The organism is Yersinia kristensenii (genome assembly GCF_900460525.1).
GTDB classification, from domain to species: Bacteria; Pseudomonadota; Gammaproteobacteria; order Enterobacterales; family Enterobacteriaceae; genus Yersinia; species Yersinia kristensenii.
The window spans coordinates 3,768,747-3,786,206 of the sequence record NZ_UHIY01000001.1; the positions used below are offsets into that span (position 1 = coordinate 3,768,747).

A 17,460-nucleotide genomic window follows, 5' to 3' on the forward strand; every position below is an offset into this window, starting at 1 on the left:
AGCCCAGTTATTGGTGGGGGTAATCTAAGAATAATTAACAAATTTTACGATTAAAAACTTTTTGTAATGATCCAACTCTGTTGATTAAAACTGTGTATTTGGAAATCCACCTCAAATACCTCCGAGAGAAGATGGGGTTCCATCACCTGATGAGTCCTGCCTTGGGCCAGCACATTGCCACGCGCCATTAACCAAACCTGGTCAGCCTGTTGCAAGGTGTGATTAAGGTCATGGGCACTGATTATTGCACTGCGACCAGCAGAACAGAACTCGCGCAGCAAACTGTCCAATGCCACTTTTTGTGCGACATCAAGGCCGGTGTACGGCTCATCAAGTAACAACAACTTACTGTCAGGATTAATATCTGGCCAAGCTTGCAAAAAAACCGCCGCCAAACGCACCCGTTGCCACTCTCCACCAGAAAGTTGTGACAACAGGCGGGATAACTTGTCGGTTAATCGTAATTTCTCACAAAGATAGCCAATGGTAGCCGCAATGGCATCCAGGGGAACACCGGCAGGTTGATAAAGGGAAAGGTATTGAAAAACCGGCATCATTATCAGAGCCGATTGTTGTTGAGGCAAATAAGCCCGCAACCGAGCCAAATCATACCCTAAATAGCAGGATAATGATTTCCCCGCGAGGGTAATGTCCCCTTCCGAGGGCAATAAGCCCGCTAAAGAAGCAAGTAACGTACTTTTCCCTGCCCCATTCGGGCCTATCACATGAATTTGCAACCCAGCAGCTACTTGCGTAGAAAAAGGAGCAAGACGGGTATCTACATTGACATTGCTGAGTTGCATTAACATCAAAATAACTCTTTCATCCATAACAACTTAGTGAACAGCTAAGGCCCGAGTAATGGCATCGATCAAAATCGGATCTTCTGGCGTCATATCAGGAGCAAAACGTTCAAGAACTACACCCTCTCGGCTAATCAGGAATTTTTCGAAATTCCATAAAATATCGCCAGCCTGCTTTGGCTCACGCCCTTTACTCGCTAAGCGCTGATAGAACTCACTGCCTTCAGGTTTTACAGCAACAGGTTTAGCTGAGATTAATTGCTGGTATAAAGGATGCCGTTGTGGGCCATTGACTTCAATTTTGCTAAACATCGGGAAATCCACACCAAAAGTACCGCGGCAGAATGCCTGAATTTCCTCGTCACTGCCTGGCTCTTGCCCCGCAAACTCATTACTAGGAAATCCTAACACCTCAAAACCCTGCTGCTGATAAGTTTTGTACAGGTTTTCCAAACCTTCATACTGTTTGGTTAAGCCACATTGGGAAGCCACATTGACCACGAGCAAAACCGAGCCTTTATACTTTTCCAGTTTAACTGATTGGCTTTCAATTGTTTTTACTGGGATGGAATAAATTGAATTACTCATCAGGAGGAGCCCTTATTCAGCGATGATAAACAGATAAACCTACAGAAACATAAACTCATGTTAGGCCAATTACTTTACACTGTTCACCCGTGTCAGCAACCAGATAAATAATGGCGCGCCTAAGGTTGCCGTTACCACACCAATCGGCAACTCTGCCGAGAATAAGGCGATCCGCGCCACAACATCGGCTAATAACAATATTCCTCCCCCTGCCAAGGCACATCCCGCCAATAACCGGCGCTGATCAGTTAGCCCCGTCAATCGTAAAATATGGGGAATGACCAGGCCAATAAAGCTGATCACTCCCGCCAGGGCAACACTGATACCCACCAGTAGACCAATCGCGAGAACCAATAAATTCCGCCATAGATGAAGAGAAATCCCCAATTGCCGAGCTTGTTGTTCACCGAGAGACATAAAATTGAGCACATGACCTTGGCAACAGAGCCAAATGACAACAGGTAGCAATGCGAGCACTAACCCTTGTTGCCGCCAGTCAATACCGCTAAATCCGCCCATCATCCAATACATTAATTGACGTAAATCCAAACTGGTGCTGAAATAAACGGCCCAGGTCATAATGGCGCTACAAACAATCCCCAAAGCAACCCCAACTAGCAATAATCGGGCATTGGTTAATAAGCGTCTGCGGGCAAAAGCCAGCAGAAGTACCGTCATAAATAAGGCTCCCGCAATGGCACAAGCGCTTAAAAACCAGATTGGTAGCAACCCATGCCCCAATAAGACGGCCATCACCAGCGCAACACCGGCGCCGTTTGCGACCCCTAATAGGCCGGGTTCTGCTAATGGATTCTCAAATAATGCCTGCATGACAGCACCAGAAACAGCAAGACTTGCCCCTACCATCATCACTGCCAATGCTCGAGGCAAACGCAACTGCCAAACAAATAGTTGCCCGGTTTCGCTGAACCACTGAGTAGGCCAAATCCAAATGTCACCGACACATAAGCTAATAAAAAATGCAGAAAACAATATGATGACCAGCCCTTTGAGATAAAGGCGATCATGTTGTTGCTGTCGTTGTTGAAGTGCGGTAAATAACTGACTGGTTTGCATGACATCCTCGGCCATTGCCTCAGGATATACCTGAAGATACCTGATAAGTATCAGGGGCTAGTATTAATTGCTCAGCAATGATAGTAAGAGGTTCAAGGGATAAGGGGAAGTTTTGCATGAAAAAATTGATTTTTTTATTGAGAGAAAACGCTAGCGCTGCCCCTAATGTCAGAGGCAACCTGAGTGATATCTGTTATTTATTATCCGCGATAACCATTATTTTTCGGTGGGTAAGCTTGCTGGCTACCATTATTATTCTGACTCCCTGAGTTATTTGGCCCTCCCGGTTTGTCGGGGTTACCCACATCATGATTATTACCCAATTGACCATGTCTATTATTTTCATTGCGCTGTGACTGATTACCATGAAAACCATGCCCACTATATTCCTGTCCACGGAATGGATTATGACCATCATGTTCAGCGGGGCGCTGCCAACGCCCGCCATCCCAATAATAACCGCGTTCACTGCGATCACCGATATGAACACCACGGTGTTCATGCCACCATTGTGGTGGACGCCAGTCATAGCCATCCCAGTAATAGCCTCGGTTATCTTGGTCACCTAAATGTAGACTGACCCCAGGTATATTGATGTCCAGTGATACATCAGCCTGCGCGATCAGCGGCATTAATGACAAAATGCCTAACAACAGCAGATATTTTTTCATATTAATCCGAATGTATTATTCAACATTCATAATTTTATATCAGTGAAAATAATGTCTATCTATCGGATAATTTCCCATTTTCAATTTCATTGCACATTGCTAACGGAATCCATACAATCATTTCATATTGCCTATTTTTACTCTCTACTGTTCTTAGCCTTTTTTAACACATAACTAATAGTTACTAGTTTTATGTTTAATTATCATTATGAATGTTTTTAATCACAAATTAAAATAGCAAGGGAAATATAATTCAACACATGATATTAACGTAAAATGCGCTGTTATTGAGTGTTTCACCATCCAGCTATAAATCCTTGCTCATGTTTACTACATTGGTTTAAGTAGTGACTATTTTTTCTACTTCCAGAGACAAATTGGAAAGTAAGCAGAAAGAGGTAATGCAGTCGGGCTGGCAGCAATAGTGTTGGCAACACTCCAGAGTAATCCAGCATTCTTCCATTAGCTGGCTGAACATAAAATATTAATGAAAAGCCCTTCAGGACTTTTCATTAATAAGTATCTGCAAAACGTTAATTACCACATCAAATCATCTGGCACTTTAAAATCGGCGTAGGGATCTTCTCCATCTTGCTCTTCCTGACTCAATGCACTATTTAATACAATACTGCTCGCATCTCGCTGCGCAATTTTATCGGCTACGCTCGCGGGAATAATCGCGTATTCACTCTCTCCGTTGTTATCAACAACCAAACGAGCAATAGCAAGACGGCCACTAATCAACTGAGCTTGAGTCAGTTTATCCACAACTATTTTTTTAATTAAATTATTATCTGTGAAGTTAAAACCAATATTGCCTTTTGTTAGGCTGATTTTATTCATTTCAATCAACTGCTTCACCTGTGCTTTATATTCTTTAGATAAAGCCGCTTGTTTTTGTTGTTCGCTTAGCTGTTTATCACGCTCAACTTGTGCTTTCTTATTTTCTTCCACAATTTCTCTTGCCTCACGAGCCTGAACTCGTGATTTTTTAGCCGTCCTTTGGACTTTAGCCATTTTTTTGCTGGTCACTAAGCCAGCTTTTAGCATCTGTTCTTGTAAGGTGAGTTTTGTCATCTTCGCTTCTAAACCATTTGAATAATTTGTGGGATTATACCTGTAATTTTTGAGTCTGTACCCGGTTGCTGAACCGGAACTCTGTGTAGCTTGAGTTTGAGGTTCTATAAAGGCTGGGGTGACCGAGTATCTTTTGTAGCATCAGAATATTACTGTCGCCCATCCAACAGAACTATATTCGCATAACTGCTGGTACAAAGTTGCTAAGACTTGACTCCATTGACTTAATCTTGAAAATGCCATTTCAAATCAACTTTATTGTTTTTTGAAAGCCTGCCTCAGATAAGGCAGAAACACACATCAGGGAAGATAGCCCTAATTTGCGGTTAGAATGTGGGAGCTAACAAAATAAAATAGTTATATTTCAATCGATTAAACCCAAGAAAAAGGCCGCTTGCGCGGCCTTTTGTTTCGGGAAAAAATTCACTCTTTCGGAGTGGCACTCTCTACCCGGCTTTTTAGCTTTTGCCCTGGACGGAAAGTCACCACACGGCGCGCCGTAATAGGGATGTCCTCACCCGTCTTCGGATTACGGCCCGGACGTTGGTTCTTGTCTCTCAGATCAAAATTGCCAAAGCCAGACAGTTTGACCTGTTCGCCATTCTCAAGAGCACGACGTACTTCTTCAAAGAATAACTCAACCAGATCTTTTGCATCACGTTTGCTAAGCCCTAGCTTCTCAAACAGATGTTCTGACATTTCAGCTTTAGTAAGCGCCATAGGTTCAATCCCTCAAGGATGCTTGGAATCGCTGTTTTAACGCCTCTACGCATCTTGCGACAGTAGCGGCGATCTCCTCTTCTTCCAGTGTACGGGCGGTATCCTGCAACACCAGACTAATAGCTAGACTCTTATAACCTTCTGCTACGCCCTTGCCACGGTACACATCAAACAAGTTTACGCCAACTACCTGATTTGCGCCAACTTTCTTACACTCTGCCAAAATATCTTCTGCGGGAACGTTTTCAGCCACTACAACAGCGATATCACGGCGGTTTGCTGGGAAGCGCGAAATCTCGCTGGCTTGAGGCACAGCGCGGTCTGCAAGCTTATTCCACTGCACTTCAAACACCACAGTGCGGCCATTTAGACTCAACTTACGTTCCAGTTCAGGATGAACTACACCAATGAAACCAATGTGTTCCCCTGATAAATAAATCGCAGCACTCTGCCCAGGATGCAGTGCAGAATGAGCTTCAGCACGGAACTGAACATCTGATAATTTGCCAGTAAGTTCTAGAATTGCTTCCAAATCGCCCTTCAAATCATAGAAGTCGATTGGCTGACGTGCCAAATCCCAGTGCTCATCATAACGGTGACCTGTAATGACAGCAGCCAGCATGACCTCCTGTCGGACACCAAGATCTGCTTTACTATCAGGCACAAAGCGCAAACCACTTTCAAATAAGCGTAAACGAGATTGCTGGCGATTCTGGTTATACACCACCGCCGACAGTAAACCTGTCAACAATGATAACCGCATTGCTGACATCTCAATGGAGATTGGGCTGGGTAAGATGAGTGCATCTTGCTGTGGGTGCAGCAACGCCTGTACTTTTGGGTCAACAAAACTGTAAGTAATTGCTTCCTGATAGCCGCGATCGACTAAAGCGGTCTTAACTCGCTTCAGTGACAAGTTGGCTTCGCGGTGTTTCGTCATCACCAAATCAGCTTTAATAGGCACGTCTGGAATGTTGTTATACCCATAGATACGCGCAACTTCTTCCACCAAATCTTCTTCGATTTCCATATCGAAACGCCAGCTTGGTGCTACTGCCTGCCAGTCAGAACCCACTTCTGTCACCTGACAGCCGAGGCGGCGTAGAATATCGCTGACCTGTTCAGAAGGAATATGGTGGCCAATCAGGCGATCCAGTTTCTCACGGCGTAATGTGATAGTCGCGCGCTTTGGCAATTCTGCCGGTGCGGTCACATCAATCACCGGGCCGGCTTCACCACCGCAGATATCAATCAACAGCCGTGTAGCGCGTTCAATCGCTTTATGTTGCAGTGCCGGATCGACACCACGCTCATAACGATGAGAAGCATCGGTGTGCAGGCCATGACGACGCGCGCGGCCCGTAATGGAAAGTGGATTAAAGAAAGCGGACTCCAACAGTACGTTGCGAGTTTCTTCATTAACACCTGAATGTTCACCACCGAAAATGCCCGCCATCGCCAGCGGTTTCTGCTGATCGGCAATAACCAGCGTGTCTGCATTCAATTTGACTTTTGTACCATCCAGTAAGGTTAACTCTTCACCTTCAGCCGCCAGGCGAACAATAATCTCAGCGTCGATACGGTCTAAATCAAACGCATGCATCGGTTGACCTAACTCTAACAAAACAAAGTTAGTGATATCGACAACAGGATCAATTGAACGAATGCCACAGCGGCGTAATTTCTCACGCATCCACAATGGGGTGGCGGCCTTAACATTGATTCCTTTCACAACGCGCCCCAAATAACGCGGGCAAGCTTGTGGAACATCAACGCGGATCGGGAAGCTGTCATTAATAGATGGTACCACCGGCTTGATATCTGGCTCAGTGAGTGGCAGTTGATTCAACACCGCCACATCACGTGCGACACCGATAATACCCAAGCAATCTGCACGGTTTGGCGTGACACTGATTTCGATGGTTTTGTCATCAAGCTTCAGATATTCACGCAGGTCAACGCCAATCGGCGCATCAGCAGGTAGCTCAATAATACCGTCGTGATCTTCTGCAATAGCCAGTTCAGAGAAAGAGCACAACATCCCCTCAGATGGTTCGCCACGTAATTTAGCCGCTTTAATCTTAAAATCACCCGGCAGCACAGCACCGACCGTGGCAACCGCAACTTTCAAACCCTGGCGGCAGTTAGGTGCACCACAAACGATGTCCAACAAGCGCTCACCGCCAACATCAATTTTGGTTACACGTAATTTATCTGCATTTGGGTGCTGACCGCATTCCACAACGTGACCGATAACAACACCATTAAATTCGCCAGCTACCGCATCTACGCCATCAACTTCCAAACCGGCCATGGTAATTTGATGGGCTAAATCATCACTGCTAATGGCTGGGTTTACCCATTCGCGTAACCAAAGTTCACTGAATTTCATGAGATATTCCCGCCTTACTTAAACTGTTTGAGGAAACGTAGATCATTTTCGAAGAATGCTCGCAAATCAGTGACACCGTAACGTAGCATCGTTAAGCGCTCCATTCCCATACCAAATGCAAAGCCCGAATAAATCTCAGGATCAATACCTACGTTTCGTAATACATTTGGATGCACCATGCCGCAACCCAATACTTCGAGCCATTTACCATTTTTACCCATAACATCAACTTCAGCAGAAGGTTCGGTAAATGGGAAATAAGAGGGACGGAAGCGAATTTGCAGATCTTCTTCGAAGAAATTACGCAGGAAATCGTGCAGAGTGCCTTTTAGATTGGTGAAGCTGATATCACGGTCAACGATCAGCCCTTCCATTTGATGGAACATCGGCGTGTGCGTTTGGTCGTAATCGTTACGATAAACACGGCCAGGCACGATAATCCGAATAGGCGGCTGCTGACCTTGCATGGTACGAATCTGCACGCCTGATGTCTGCGTGCGTAGCAATCGCGTAGCATCAAACCAGAACGTATCGTGGTCAGCACGAGCCGGGTGATGAGCCGGGATATTCAATGCATCGAAGTTATGATAGTCATCTTCGATTTCCGGGCCAGACTCTACAGAGAAGCCCAATTCGCCGAAGAAAGTTTCAATACGATCAATTGTACGAGTCACCGGATGCAACCCACCATTTTCCATACGACGCCCTGGTAAGGATACATCAATGGTTTCGGCCGCCAGCCGGGCATTCAGAACCGCTGATTCCAGCTTTTCCTTGCGAGCATTAAGTGCTTCTTGTACTTCTTGTTTAGCCTGATTAATGACGGCACCTGCTGCTGGACGTTCTTCAGCTGGTAGCTCACGCAGCGATGTCATTTGAAGGGTCAAATGGCCTTTCTTGCCTAAATATTCGACGCGCACCAAATCCAACGCGGCAACATCCTGGGCATCTTCTACGGCTGCTTTAGCTTTGGCAACCAGCTCTGCGAGATGTGGCATTGTTTTCTCTTCCTCTGGCCGTATGGCCCGCTTGTAGTTATATCCGTTATATTTGGAGTTGCAAAAGTATTAGCTGGTTCAGTTACCAGAATCACCTACTCATCTTGATCTTAAAAAAATAAGTAAGCTCATCGGGATTATGAACCTCATCAAAGGCTCATCCTGCGAGCCAGCGTAAGCGCTCTTCAAAATGGCTTACAGCCCATTTGTCATTCGCTTACCGACTTCCTGCCACTCGAATTATTTAGGATATATGTTATTAGTTAAAATCCGATAACCGAAATGAATCTTTTACATAAAATCAGTAAGGTACCCCATCAGTGATACCTCGACTCACATCACCATAAGGGCTGTTGAGCAAAAAACAAAAAAGCCTCCACTATGGGAGGCTTAGGCGCTATTTTTCGTTTCTATTCTTACGCGCAAGCCTCCTGAAATCAGACGCTAAAGTAAAAAAAGAAGCGAAAAGTAACTGCATACATCATAACGATGACCTTCTTACTAAGAAGCTAAAAATTAAAAGAGGGAGACAAGCTCCCTCTTCAATTCTGACTTACGCCAGAGCTGCTTTCGCTTTTTCGACTAGTGCAGAGAATGCCACTTTGTCAAATACTGCGATGTCAGCCAAGATCTTACGGTCAATTTCAATAGAAGCCTTTTTCAGACCATTAATGAATTTGCTGTAAGACATGTCATTCTGACGAGCAGCTGCGTTGATACGTGCAATCCACAATTGGCGGAATTGACGCTTCCGTTGACGGCGGTCACGGTAGGCGTATTGGCCTGCCTTGATCACTGCCTGGAAAGCAACACGATAAACGCGCGAACGGGCACCATAGTAACCCTTCGCCTGCTTTAAGATTTTTTTGTGACGTGCACGAGCTACCACACCACGTTTTACGCGAGCCATTTACTTCTCCTATCGTCTTAATTCAAACCAAAATTACTTATGCGTATGGCAGACATGCTACGACCAAACCTAGATCGTTCTTAGATACCATGCCTTTTGGACGTAAATGACGTTTACGCTTAGTAGCTTTTTTGGTCAAAATATGACGCAGGTTGGCATGCTTACGCTTAAAACCACCGGCACCGGTTTTTTTAAAGCGCTTAGCGGCGCCGCGTACTGTCTTAATTTTTGGCATTGAATATATCCACTTCGCATTGTTAATTACAACGAGCTAGCTAGGCGAACAGACTTCTTGCTATGCAAGCATAGAGAAGCCTGTTACTTGAGTGCCTTACTGTCTCTTCTTAGGTGCGAGCACCATGATCATCTGACGGCCTTCGATACGAGTCGGGAAAGACTCCACGACAGCCAAATCAGAATCTTCAGTCAGATCTTTTTTGACACGGTTAAGGACTTCCATGCCGATCTGTTGGTGCGCCATCTCACGTCCACGGAATCGCAGAGTGATTTTGGCTTTATCGCCATCTTCCAGAAAGCGAATCAGGTTGCGTAGTTTGACCTGATAGTCGCCATCATCGGTACCAGGACGGAATTTAATTTCCTTGACCTGAATGACTTTTTGCTTCTTCTTCTGTTCTTTTGTCGACTTGCTCTTCTCATAGAGGAATTTGCCGTAATCCATGATACGACAAACCGGCGGCTCGGCATTCGGACTGATTTCTACTAAATCAACACCAGCTTCCTCAGCTTTTTCAAGAGCTTCATTCAGACTGACAATGCCAATCTGCTCACCATCGACGCCTGTTAAGCGAACTTCTGTGGCGCGAATCTCTTTGTTGATGCGATTAGGACGCGCCGGTTGAACTCGTTTTCCGCCTTTAATACTTTATTCCTCCAGTTGATGAAGACTACGGCTGCGAATTTCTGCTAGCAGCTGGTCTACGACCACGTTGACATCTAAGCTTCCTAAGTCTTTACCACGGCGGGTACGAACGGCAATTTTGCCTGATTCGACCTCTTTATCGCCACAGACCAACATATATGGAACCCGACGCAACGTATGTTCACGAATTTTAAAGCCAATCTTCTCATTTCTCAAGTCCGCTTTTGCCCTAATCCCTGCATCTTGCAGTTTTTTGGTCACTTGTTGGACATAATCAGACTGACTATCAGTGATATTCATCACCACGACTTGTACCGGTGCTAACCAAGTTGGGAAGAAGCCTGCATATTCTTCGGTAAGAATACCAATGAAGCGCTCCATTGACCCCAAAATAGCCCGGTGAATCATTACTGGCACCTGACGATCGTTATTTTCGCCGATGTAAGACGCACTTAAGCGGCCCGGTAATGAGAAATCGAGCTGTACGGTACCACACTGCCACGCACGATCCAAACAATCATGCAAGGTAAATTCAATTTTCGGACCGTAGAAGGCACCTTCACCCGGCTGATAATCAAACGGAATACCGTTTTCAGTCAGTGCTGCGGCTAAATCGTCTTCAGCACGAGTCCATAAGTCATCGCTACCAATACGCTTTTCAGGACGTGTAGACAGCTTGACCACAATCTTTTCAAAACCAAAGGTGCTGTACATGTCGTACACCATCTTGATACAGCTGTTCACTTCATCGCGAACCTGTTCTTCAGTACAGAAGATGTGTGCATCGTCCTGAGTAAAGCCACGCACACGCATTAATCCGTGCAACGCGCCTGATGGCTCATTACGATGACAGCTACCGAACTCGGCCATACGCAGTGGCAGGTCACGGTATGATTTCAACCCTTGGTTGAAGATCTGCACATGCCCTGGGCAGTTCATTGGCTTGATGCAGTACTCGCGGTTTTCCGACGACGTGGTAAACATATGCTCAGCATAGTTCTCCCAATGCCCGGTTTTTTCCCACAGAACACGGTCCATCATAAATGGCCCTTTCACTTCCTGGTACTGGTACTCTTTGAGCTTCATACGCACAAAAGTTTCCAGTTCACGGAAGATAGTCCAACCGTCGTTGTGCCAGAACACCATACCGGGTGCTTCTTCCTGCATGTGGTAAAGGTCCAACTGCTTACCAATCTTACGATGGTCGCGTTTGGCTGCCTCTTCCAGACGTTGCAGATAAGCATTCAGTTGCTTCTTATCACCCCAAGCCGTGCCGTAAATACGTTGCAGCATTTTATTTTTGCTGTCGCCACGCCAATAAGCCCCAGAGGTTTTCTGCAATTTAAAATGATGGCAGAAACGCATATTGGGAACGTGCGGGCCACGGCACATATCAACGTATTCTTCATGGTGATATAAACCAGGACGATCATCGCGGCTGATATTCTCATCAAGAATAGCCACTTTATAATCTTCACCACGAGCAGCAAAAGTATCACGGGCTTCTTGCCAACTGACCTTTTTCTTGATCACGTCGTAATCTTTATCGGCAAGTTCATGCATCCGCTTTTCCAGCAGATCAAGATCTTCCTGCGTCAAAGTACGGTCGATATCAACATCGTAATAGAAACCGTTGTCGATAACTGGGCCGATTGCCATCTTGGTATCTGGCCAAAGTTGCTTGATAGCGTGCCCCAATAAGTGCGCACAGGAATGGCGAAGAATCTCCAAACCTTCAGCATCTTTGGCAGTGATAATGGCCAGTTGAGCATCCGACTCGATCAGGTCACCGGCATCCACCAGTTCACCATTGACACGACCAGCAATACAGGCCTTTGCCAGACCTGGGCCGATATCTAAGGCAACATCAAGGACAGAAACGGCGCGATCATATTGACGCTGACTACCGTCAGGAAGGGTAATAACAGGCATTCTAATTCCTTATCTACAGTGGTGACCCACACGACAGATCACATGCAAAAGTATAATACTATTCAAAATCAACATGTTATACACGCTATCCGACTTTACTTTGCCTGATATGTACACTCATATGTACACAACTCGTTTTGCACATATGGTGTGACGCTATAACGGACAAGACATACTAACATTCTCATTATTGGTTTATCCACTCAGAATGCTTTCTTTATTCTGCGCCCTGTCCCGCCTCTATAGTGTCGATCATATGCAAATCGGGTGCTACACTACTGCGCGTTTGAAGAAAAACCGCCTATGTATTCAGTTGATATAAAGAAAATAACTAATCGGGATCATTTTGTGGAATTTAGAAAAGATATAAATGGGTTACGCGCTATAGCTGTTATTGCTGTAATCATTTTTCATTTCAATCATTCGTGGCTGCCGGGCGGATTTGCGGGCGTCGATGTTTTCTTTGTCATTTCCGGTTTTTTGATGACAAAAATAATTCTTACTGGATTAGATTCAAACTCGTTTAGCATATTGAAGTTTTATTCAGCTAGGGCGAAACGTATCGTTCCTGCGCTCAGCGCTGTCTGTGCAATCTGTCTGCTCGCGGGATGGTTTATTCTTCTGCCCAAGGATTTTCTTGAGCTTGCTACAAATGCCATTAGTAGCATGTTATTTTACTCGAATTATTTGTATGCATCCCAAACCGGATATTTTGATACTTCGTCTTTAGATAATATATTATTACACACTTGGTCTCTTTCAGTAGAGTGGCAATTTTATATCGTTTATCCGTTGGCATTGCTTTTAATTCATTATATTCTCGGCGGAAAATTAACTCGCAGAGCTATATTTATTGGAGCCGCAATATCTTTCGGTATTTCAGTTTATAGAACCCCAATTTACCCAACAGAATCATACTTTACATTAAATGCAAGAGCTTGGGAAATGCTGTCCGGTGGAGTAGCATTCATTCTGAATGAAGCCAGAGTAATAAAAAACAGAGCAAGATTATGTGAGATTGCAGGGCTAACAATGATAGCAGCAAGCTACATTGTATTCACAAACGAAACGCTATGGCCCAGTTATAATGCGATGCTTCCCGTTCTCGGTACGGTTCTCGTCATCATTGCAAACAGAAATAACTCATTAGTAACATCAAATTTTGCAATGCAATTCATCGGCAAGATATCATATTCTCTGTATCTTGTTCATTGGCCTTTGATTGTATTTGCGAGAAAAGTTGATATTGATTTAAATCTATTAATATACGTTATTATCGCAGCACTATTGGCATTCTCTATTTATTACATCATTGAAACTAACAATCGATTTTCATTTGCTAACTTATCAATGTTCGTTTTAGCTGTGAGTGGTGCAATTTTTATACAGAAGACTATCGGTGCTGACTTTAGAGTTCCAGAAGAGTTAAGACTAACAAATGAGCAATTCAAGAGAAAATTCTATGGAGGGTATGGATATGAAGCAAGTAAGCCTTATTTATCAAATGCCGATAATGGTGTTGATTTTATAATATTTGGCGATTCGCTAGCAGCTCAATATGCAAAAGAAATTGATGAAAAGAAATTAAAATCCGTAAATATGTTTTTCCATGGATGCCCAATAATGCCTGACTACAGCAGATTCAAAGATAATAAAGAAGATATAAACTGCTCAAAGGCATATGGAGAACTAGTGGGACTCTTTGATAAGTATGAGAATGCTAACGTTATATTCTCATCAGCATGGGATAAATATAAAGACCAACTAATAAAAAGGGGGGGTAACCATGCTGAAAAGTTATCAATTGACCAGTTTTATGATGTGTGGATAGAAGAGATTAAGAAGATTATCGAAGTAGGCGGTGATAGACATTATTATATAATTGGAATACCAATCCCTACGAATCCAAATGCTTACGGATGCCTTGCGCAAAATGTTTTGCCTGGCTACGCGCTATTTGCTAAGTGCAGCCCGACAAGAAAGAAATTTGATATTGCAATTAATAACAAGTTAAAAGAGGCGTTTTCTAAAAATGAAAATGTTACATTCATTGACCCAAATACTTCTCTATGTAGAGACAATGAATGTTTAGTGACAGTTGATAAATCACCTGTTTATATAGACGGATTGCATCTATCGACATTTGGTTCAAAGATTGTTTTCGATGATATTTACAAGACAATTACTGATAGTAATATAAAGTAAAAACAGCAAGGTGCATTCATTAATTTTTGATGCACCTTGCTTTAATCTTCAGTTAATTACGTGTAATTTTCACCCATTGGGATTCGGCTAATTACTGGTAATGTTGAGTAAGATATTACTAGCTGATCACCCGGGGCCAACATAATTAAACCCGACGTGGTTCCTGTTACAGATGAGTCAGTATCTCTTTTAAATAATATTTGAGTTACATTCCCCCCGACAATCAATACATATTCAAAGCCACCAGATTCATTATTATAAGTGAACGGAGACCCTCCAACTGTTACTGGCGTTCTTACTTTTTGTGCTGCAGTGCATTTTAATACCGTATTATTCTTACCGTCACCAACTAAGTGAATGCCTTTTACTGACCAATTCGGCCCAGCGCTATAGCTGTAAACACCGGCCGGAATATATCCTTTTCTCTTCTTCGGCAGTGAAACTAAATAGTTGCGAAATGCAGTTATAGATGCAGCGTCGTCAGTTACGCCATCGCCTCTTGTCCCGAACCAAGTTAAATTAACTTTCCCTTGAAAGTCACGAACCCAACATCCACTCCCAGTAGGATCTGTTTCTCCGGCCCCTGTTAAGTACGCTGCTATACTACTTTGCAGCCCATCCCACGGGACTGTTGGGCTAATATGTGTGCCGCCATTATGTTTTGCCTTGGGCACATTAGCTCTATATATGAATGAGCCACCGCCAACTGGCTTCCCCTCAGCTGTTGCCGCCCATCCTTTGTGCCACGATTTGAGATTTACTCTCGCGCCATCTTTCTTACCCGCTAAATCATTGGGAACGCTGTATTTATGCCCATCAAAACAGAATAAGGATAAGGAGTTGATATGGACTATTGCAAATTGCCCTCCGGTATAAGGAAAATAAGGAGCCAGAAGGGTTTCTCTGCACAAAATAACTCGTTAATGACTTTGCTTCTGTCTTCCGGGTGTGTGGCGGTTTGGATGATCTGATAACATTGGTCCAATAGAAAACTGTTTAACTCATCAATACTATTAAAAGCCAGGGTCGGTTCAAACAGTTGTTTCCGTAATGTTCTCACTTGGCGCTCGACCTGTCCTTTCTACCATCCAGACGCTGGCGTACAGGCAACCGGCTCTATAATGAAATGATTCATCATGCTTAAGAATTTATCATTAAAAATTCGTTCTTTACCCATTCCTATATGTTTAACAGCCGTCTTCATATTGTCATAAATACCTCTATTGGGTGTACCACCAAAATAAGCAAAGGCGTGATTATGAGCATCAATAAGCATATCAAGCTTCTCATTTGGGTAAGCTCGAATAAAAAATGCTCTGCTGTGACATAAACGAAAATGGGCAACTTTAAGTTTAACCAATAACCCATTTAATTTGACTGTTTCGAAACTCCAATCAAATTGATAGGCATCTGCTGCACTGAATCGTTGGGGAATAAAAACAACGTGGGGCGCGGGTTGATATTGTTCTTTGAACTGCCTAATAAAAGAGGCGACTGCACAATAAGCGCCTTGATATCCCTCCGTTCTGAGCCTTTCAAAGTGACGCCTGGCCGTTAATCGTTGTTTGGCGGGTAATTTGGTTTCATCAGTTAGGCGTTGTTTTAATACTGGAATGAACTCACCCAGTTTGGGGTAGTGAGTCTGTGTCCGGTTGTATGTTGGCGGTTCTTTGGTTTCAATTGCGAGGTATTTACTGACGGTATGTCGAGATATTTGTAGCTGTTTGGCTATGGCTCTCTGAGAGAGCCCCTGTTTAAGAGAAAGCCTTCTGACTTTAAGTATGGTTTCCATGCACAGCATCCAAGGAAATCTCCGTAAAAACGGAGAGTTTATCAATAATCAGGGTGGTGCACTTTTACACCATAATTCCCCGATCCCTTGGTCTACTTTTGCACAATATTTAGCAGGCGTGCTGGTCATAAACGGCCAGTACGCCACCGAGCTTATGACCAAGAACTTTTTCTGACACATGGGGAAGGACACCCAGTTCGCTCATTTTTGTTTTTGCTGTGCGCCGCAAGTCATGAATCCCCCATCCATCCCCACCCATTTCATCACTCAAAACCATCGCCATATTTATCAAAACACCCGCAGACATGGGGCGATCCTCTTGAATTATTGCCGGGGGGAAAACCTGTCGGAAATCAGGATAGAGAGAGAAAGCCTCTTCCAGTAACTTTGTTGCTTCTTTAGATAACCCCCTGGCAAAAGGCTCTCTTGTTTTTGAGTTTTCTGCAACCACCATCCAAACTCTGTTTTTTAAATCAAACTCTGTTTTTTTGGCTTTTCTTAACTCCACGCCCCTGCAAGCTGTCAATAGAAGCAGCTTTATAAAGATTTTGTTCTGGTGAGTTATTGTAGAGTTGTTGAGTGTATTCCAAAACAGTCCTATTTCTTCATCGCTGAAATGTCGTTTTCTGGCTTTGACTGGCCTCCCAACATCCTGAACCCTTAGATTAACCACTGGATTTACTTTTATGTATTCAGTGCGAATGCCATACGAGAACACCTGCTTAAGCTTTGAAAGCATTATCCCAGCAAAGGTTTCCGCGCCATTCTCTCTCATTCGCTTAAATACCGGTTGCCAGTGAGATATCTCCATATCATCAACGGTCATAGATCCAACGTATGGATTGACGTGCCTTTCGAAGGCTCTCTCCCAATAGTCATGCTTAACCAGCAGTTTTGCTTGAGCGCTTTCCAGCCAGTGCTTGATACAAAGTGACACCGTAACAGATGCAACTTTATTTTCCAGCTCCATCTCTTTTACTATTATTGGGTCTCTTCCGGACAAAAGAATGCGCTTGGACTCTTGAACCATTTCACGTGCTTCTTTCAACGACAGATCATCGTACACGCCAAGAGTCATCCGCCTTGGCTTTACGCCGAAGCGATAACGATATTGAAATACAACCAGACCTAAAGGGGTTACCCTTATCGATAACCCTCCACTGTCAGGCATCTCTATCAATTTTGGGATTGGCTTACCTGATAACTTCCTGAGCTTGGCGTCACTGAGCACTGTGTACATCTCCACATTATGTACACTCATATGTACACAAATTGCGTGGCATAGACAAGTATGAGATGAAACAGGTTGAAACGGTAGGTTGGCGGTAACCCAGTGTAATCACTAGCTTGCCGTATTTGATTGAAACAGGATGGAACGTAGTTGAACTGATGGCATTGCTTACACGACAGAT

At 44.0% G+C, this 17,460-nt stretch carries 16 protein-coding genes, 1 pseudogene and 1 other annotated feature; of the genes and pseudogenes, 1 reads left to right on the forward strand and 16 read right to left on the reverse strand.

The annotated features are described in order from the left end of the window. Nucleotides 1-50 precede the first annotated feature (50 nt). From btuD to thrS, 13 genes are all read right to left on the reverse strand, one after another. Nucleotides 51-809, reverse strand: a complete 759-nt coding sequence (gene btuD, locus DX162_RS17265; RefSeq protein WP_032821164.1) for a vitamin B12 ABC transporter ATP-binding protein BtuD — start codon at nt 807-809, stop codon at nt 51-53. Between the two features lie 27 nt (nt 810-836). Further along, a complete protein-coding gene (locus DX162_RS17270; RefSeq protein WP_004393364.1) occupies nt 837-1,391 on the reverse strand; it encodes a glutathione peroxidase in 555 nt (184 codons plus the stop codon). Between the two features lie 69 nt (nt 1,392-1,460). Next, nucleotides 1,461-2,468, reverse strand: a complete 1,008-nt coding sequence (btuC, locus tag DX162_RS17275) for a vitamin B12 ABC transporter permease BtuC (protein ID WP_032821174.1) — start codon at nt 2,466-2,468, stop codon at nt 1,461-1,463. Between the two features lie 200 nt (nt 2,469-2,668). Next, nucleotides 2,669-3,139: a DUF2502 domain-containing protein gene (locus DX162_RS17280; RefSeq protein WP_004393361.1), complete on the reverse strand. Its 471-nt coding sequence runs from the start codon at nt 3,137-3,139 to the stop codon at nt 2,669-2,671. Between the two features lie 537 nt (nt 3,140-3,676). Next, on the reverse strand, nt 3,677-4,216 hold the full coding sequence (locus DX162_RS17285; RefSeq protein ID WP_004393360.1) for a DUF2058 domain-containing protein: 540 nt from the start codon (nt 4,214-4,216) through the stop codon (nt 3,677-3,679). Between the two features lie 423 nt (nt 4,217-4,639). Continuing rightward, nucleotides 4,640-4,936 carry an integration host factor subunit alpha gene (ihfA, locus tag DX162_RS17290; protein WP_002211830.1) on the reverse strand — a complete coding sequence of 99 codons (297 nt, stop codon included), beginning with the start codon at nt 4,934-4,936 and terminating at the stop codon, nt 4,640-4,642. Between the two features lie 4 nt (nt 4,937-4,940). After that, nucleotides 4,941-7,328 (reverse strand): phenylalanine--tRNA ligase subunit beta, encoded by a 2,388-nt coding sequence (pheT, locus tag DX162_RS17295; RefSeq protein ID WP_004393359.1) that lies wholly within the window; start codon nt 7,326-7,328, stop codon nt 4,941-4,943. A 14-nt stretch (nt 7,329-7,342) separates the two neighbouring features. After that, nucleotides 7,343-8,326: a phenylalanine--tRNA ligase subunit alpha gene (gene pheS / locus DX162_RS17300; RefSeq protein WP_004393358.1), complete on the reverse strand. Its 984-nt coding sequence runs from the start codon at nt 8,324-8,326 to the stop codon at nt 7,343-7,345. 363 nt (nt 8,327-8,689) lie between these two features. Further along, nucleotides 8,690-8,812 (reverse strand) — a sequence feature (Phe leader region). Then, on the reverse strand, nt 8,764-8,811 hold the full coding sequence (gene pheM, locus DX162_RS22945) for a pheST operon leader peptide PheM (protein ID WP_153043087.1): 48 nt from the start codon (nt 8,809-8,811) through the stop codon (nt 8,764-8,766). Its footprint overlaps the feature before it by 48 nt. A 67-nt stretch (nt 8,813-8,879) precedes the next feature. Beyond that, a complete protein-coding gene (gene rplT, locus DX162_RS17305) occupies nt 8,880-9,236 on the reverse strand; it encodes a 50S ribosomal protein L20 (protein ID WP_004393357.1) in 357 nt (118 codons plus the stop codon). A 37-nt stretch (nt 9,237-9,273) separates the two neighbouring features. Further along, nucleotides 9,274-9,471 (reverse strand): 50S ribosomal protein L35, encoded by a 198-nt coding sequence (gene rpmI / locus DX162_RS17310; protein ID WP_004713020.1) that lies wholly within the window; start codon nt 9,469-9,471, stop codon nt 9,274-9,276. A gap of 96 nt (nt 9,472-9,567) precedes the next feature. Beyond that, entirely contained in the window at nt 9,568-10,119 is a 552-nt protein-coding gene (gene infC, locus DX162_RS17315; protein ID WP_011816226.1) for a translation initiation factor IF-3, read from the reverse strand. 3 nt (nt 10,120-10,122) lie between these two features. Beyond that, nucleotides 10,123-12,051, reverse strand: a complete 1,929-nt coding sequence (gene thrS, locus DX162_RS17320) for a threonine--tRNA ligase (RefSeq protein WP_004393355.1) — start codon at nt 12,049-12,051, stop codon at nt 10,123-10,125. A gap of 303 nt (nt 12,052-12,354) precedes the next feature. On the opposite strand from thrS, the gene DX162_RS17325 reads away from it, so the two are divergent. Then, nucleotides 12,355-14,256 (forward strand): acyltransferase family protein, encoded by a 1,902-nt coding sequence (locus DX162_RS17325; RefSeq protein WP_050413841.1) that lies wholly within the window; start codon nt 12,355-12,357, stop codon nt 14,254-14,256. Between the two features lie 56 nt (nt 14,257-14,312). Here DX162_RS17325 and DX162_RS22610 read toward each other — a convergent pair whose 3' ends face one another. From DX162_RS22610 to DX162_RS17340, 3 genes and pseudogenes are all read right to left on the reverse strand, one after another. Next, entirely contained in the window at nt 14,313-14,930 is a 618-nt protein-coding gene (locus tag DX162_RS22610) for a glycoside hydrolase family 55 protein (RefSeq protein WP_227744201.1), read from the reverse strand. A gap of 99 nt (nt 14,931-15,029) precedes the next feature. After that, a pseudogene (gene istA, locus DX162_RS17330) lies at nt 15,030-16,057 on the reverse strand (IS21 family transposase); the annotation flags it as partial. Nucleotides 16,058-16,157: 100 nt separating this feature from the next. Then, a complete protein-coding gene (locus DX162_RS17340; RefSeq protein WP_172460446.1) occupies nt 16,158-17,288 on the reverse strand; it encodes a tyrosine-type recombinase/integrase in 1,131 nt (376 codons plus the stop codon). Between the last annotated feature and the right edge of the window lie 172 nt (nt 17,289-17,460).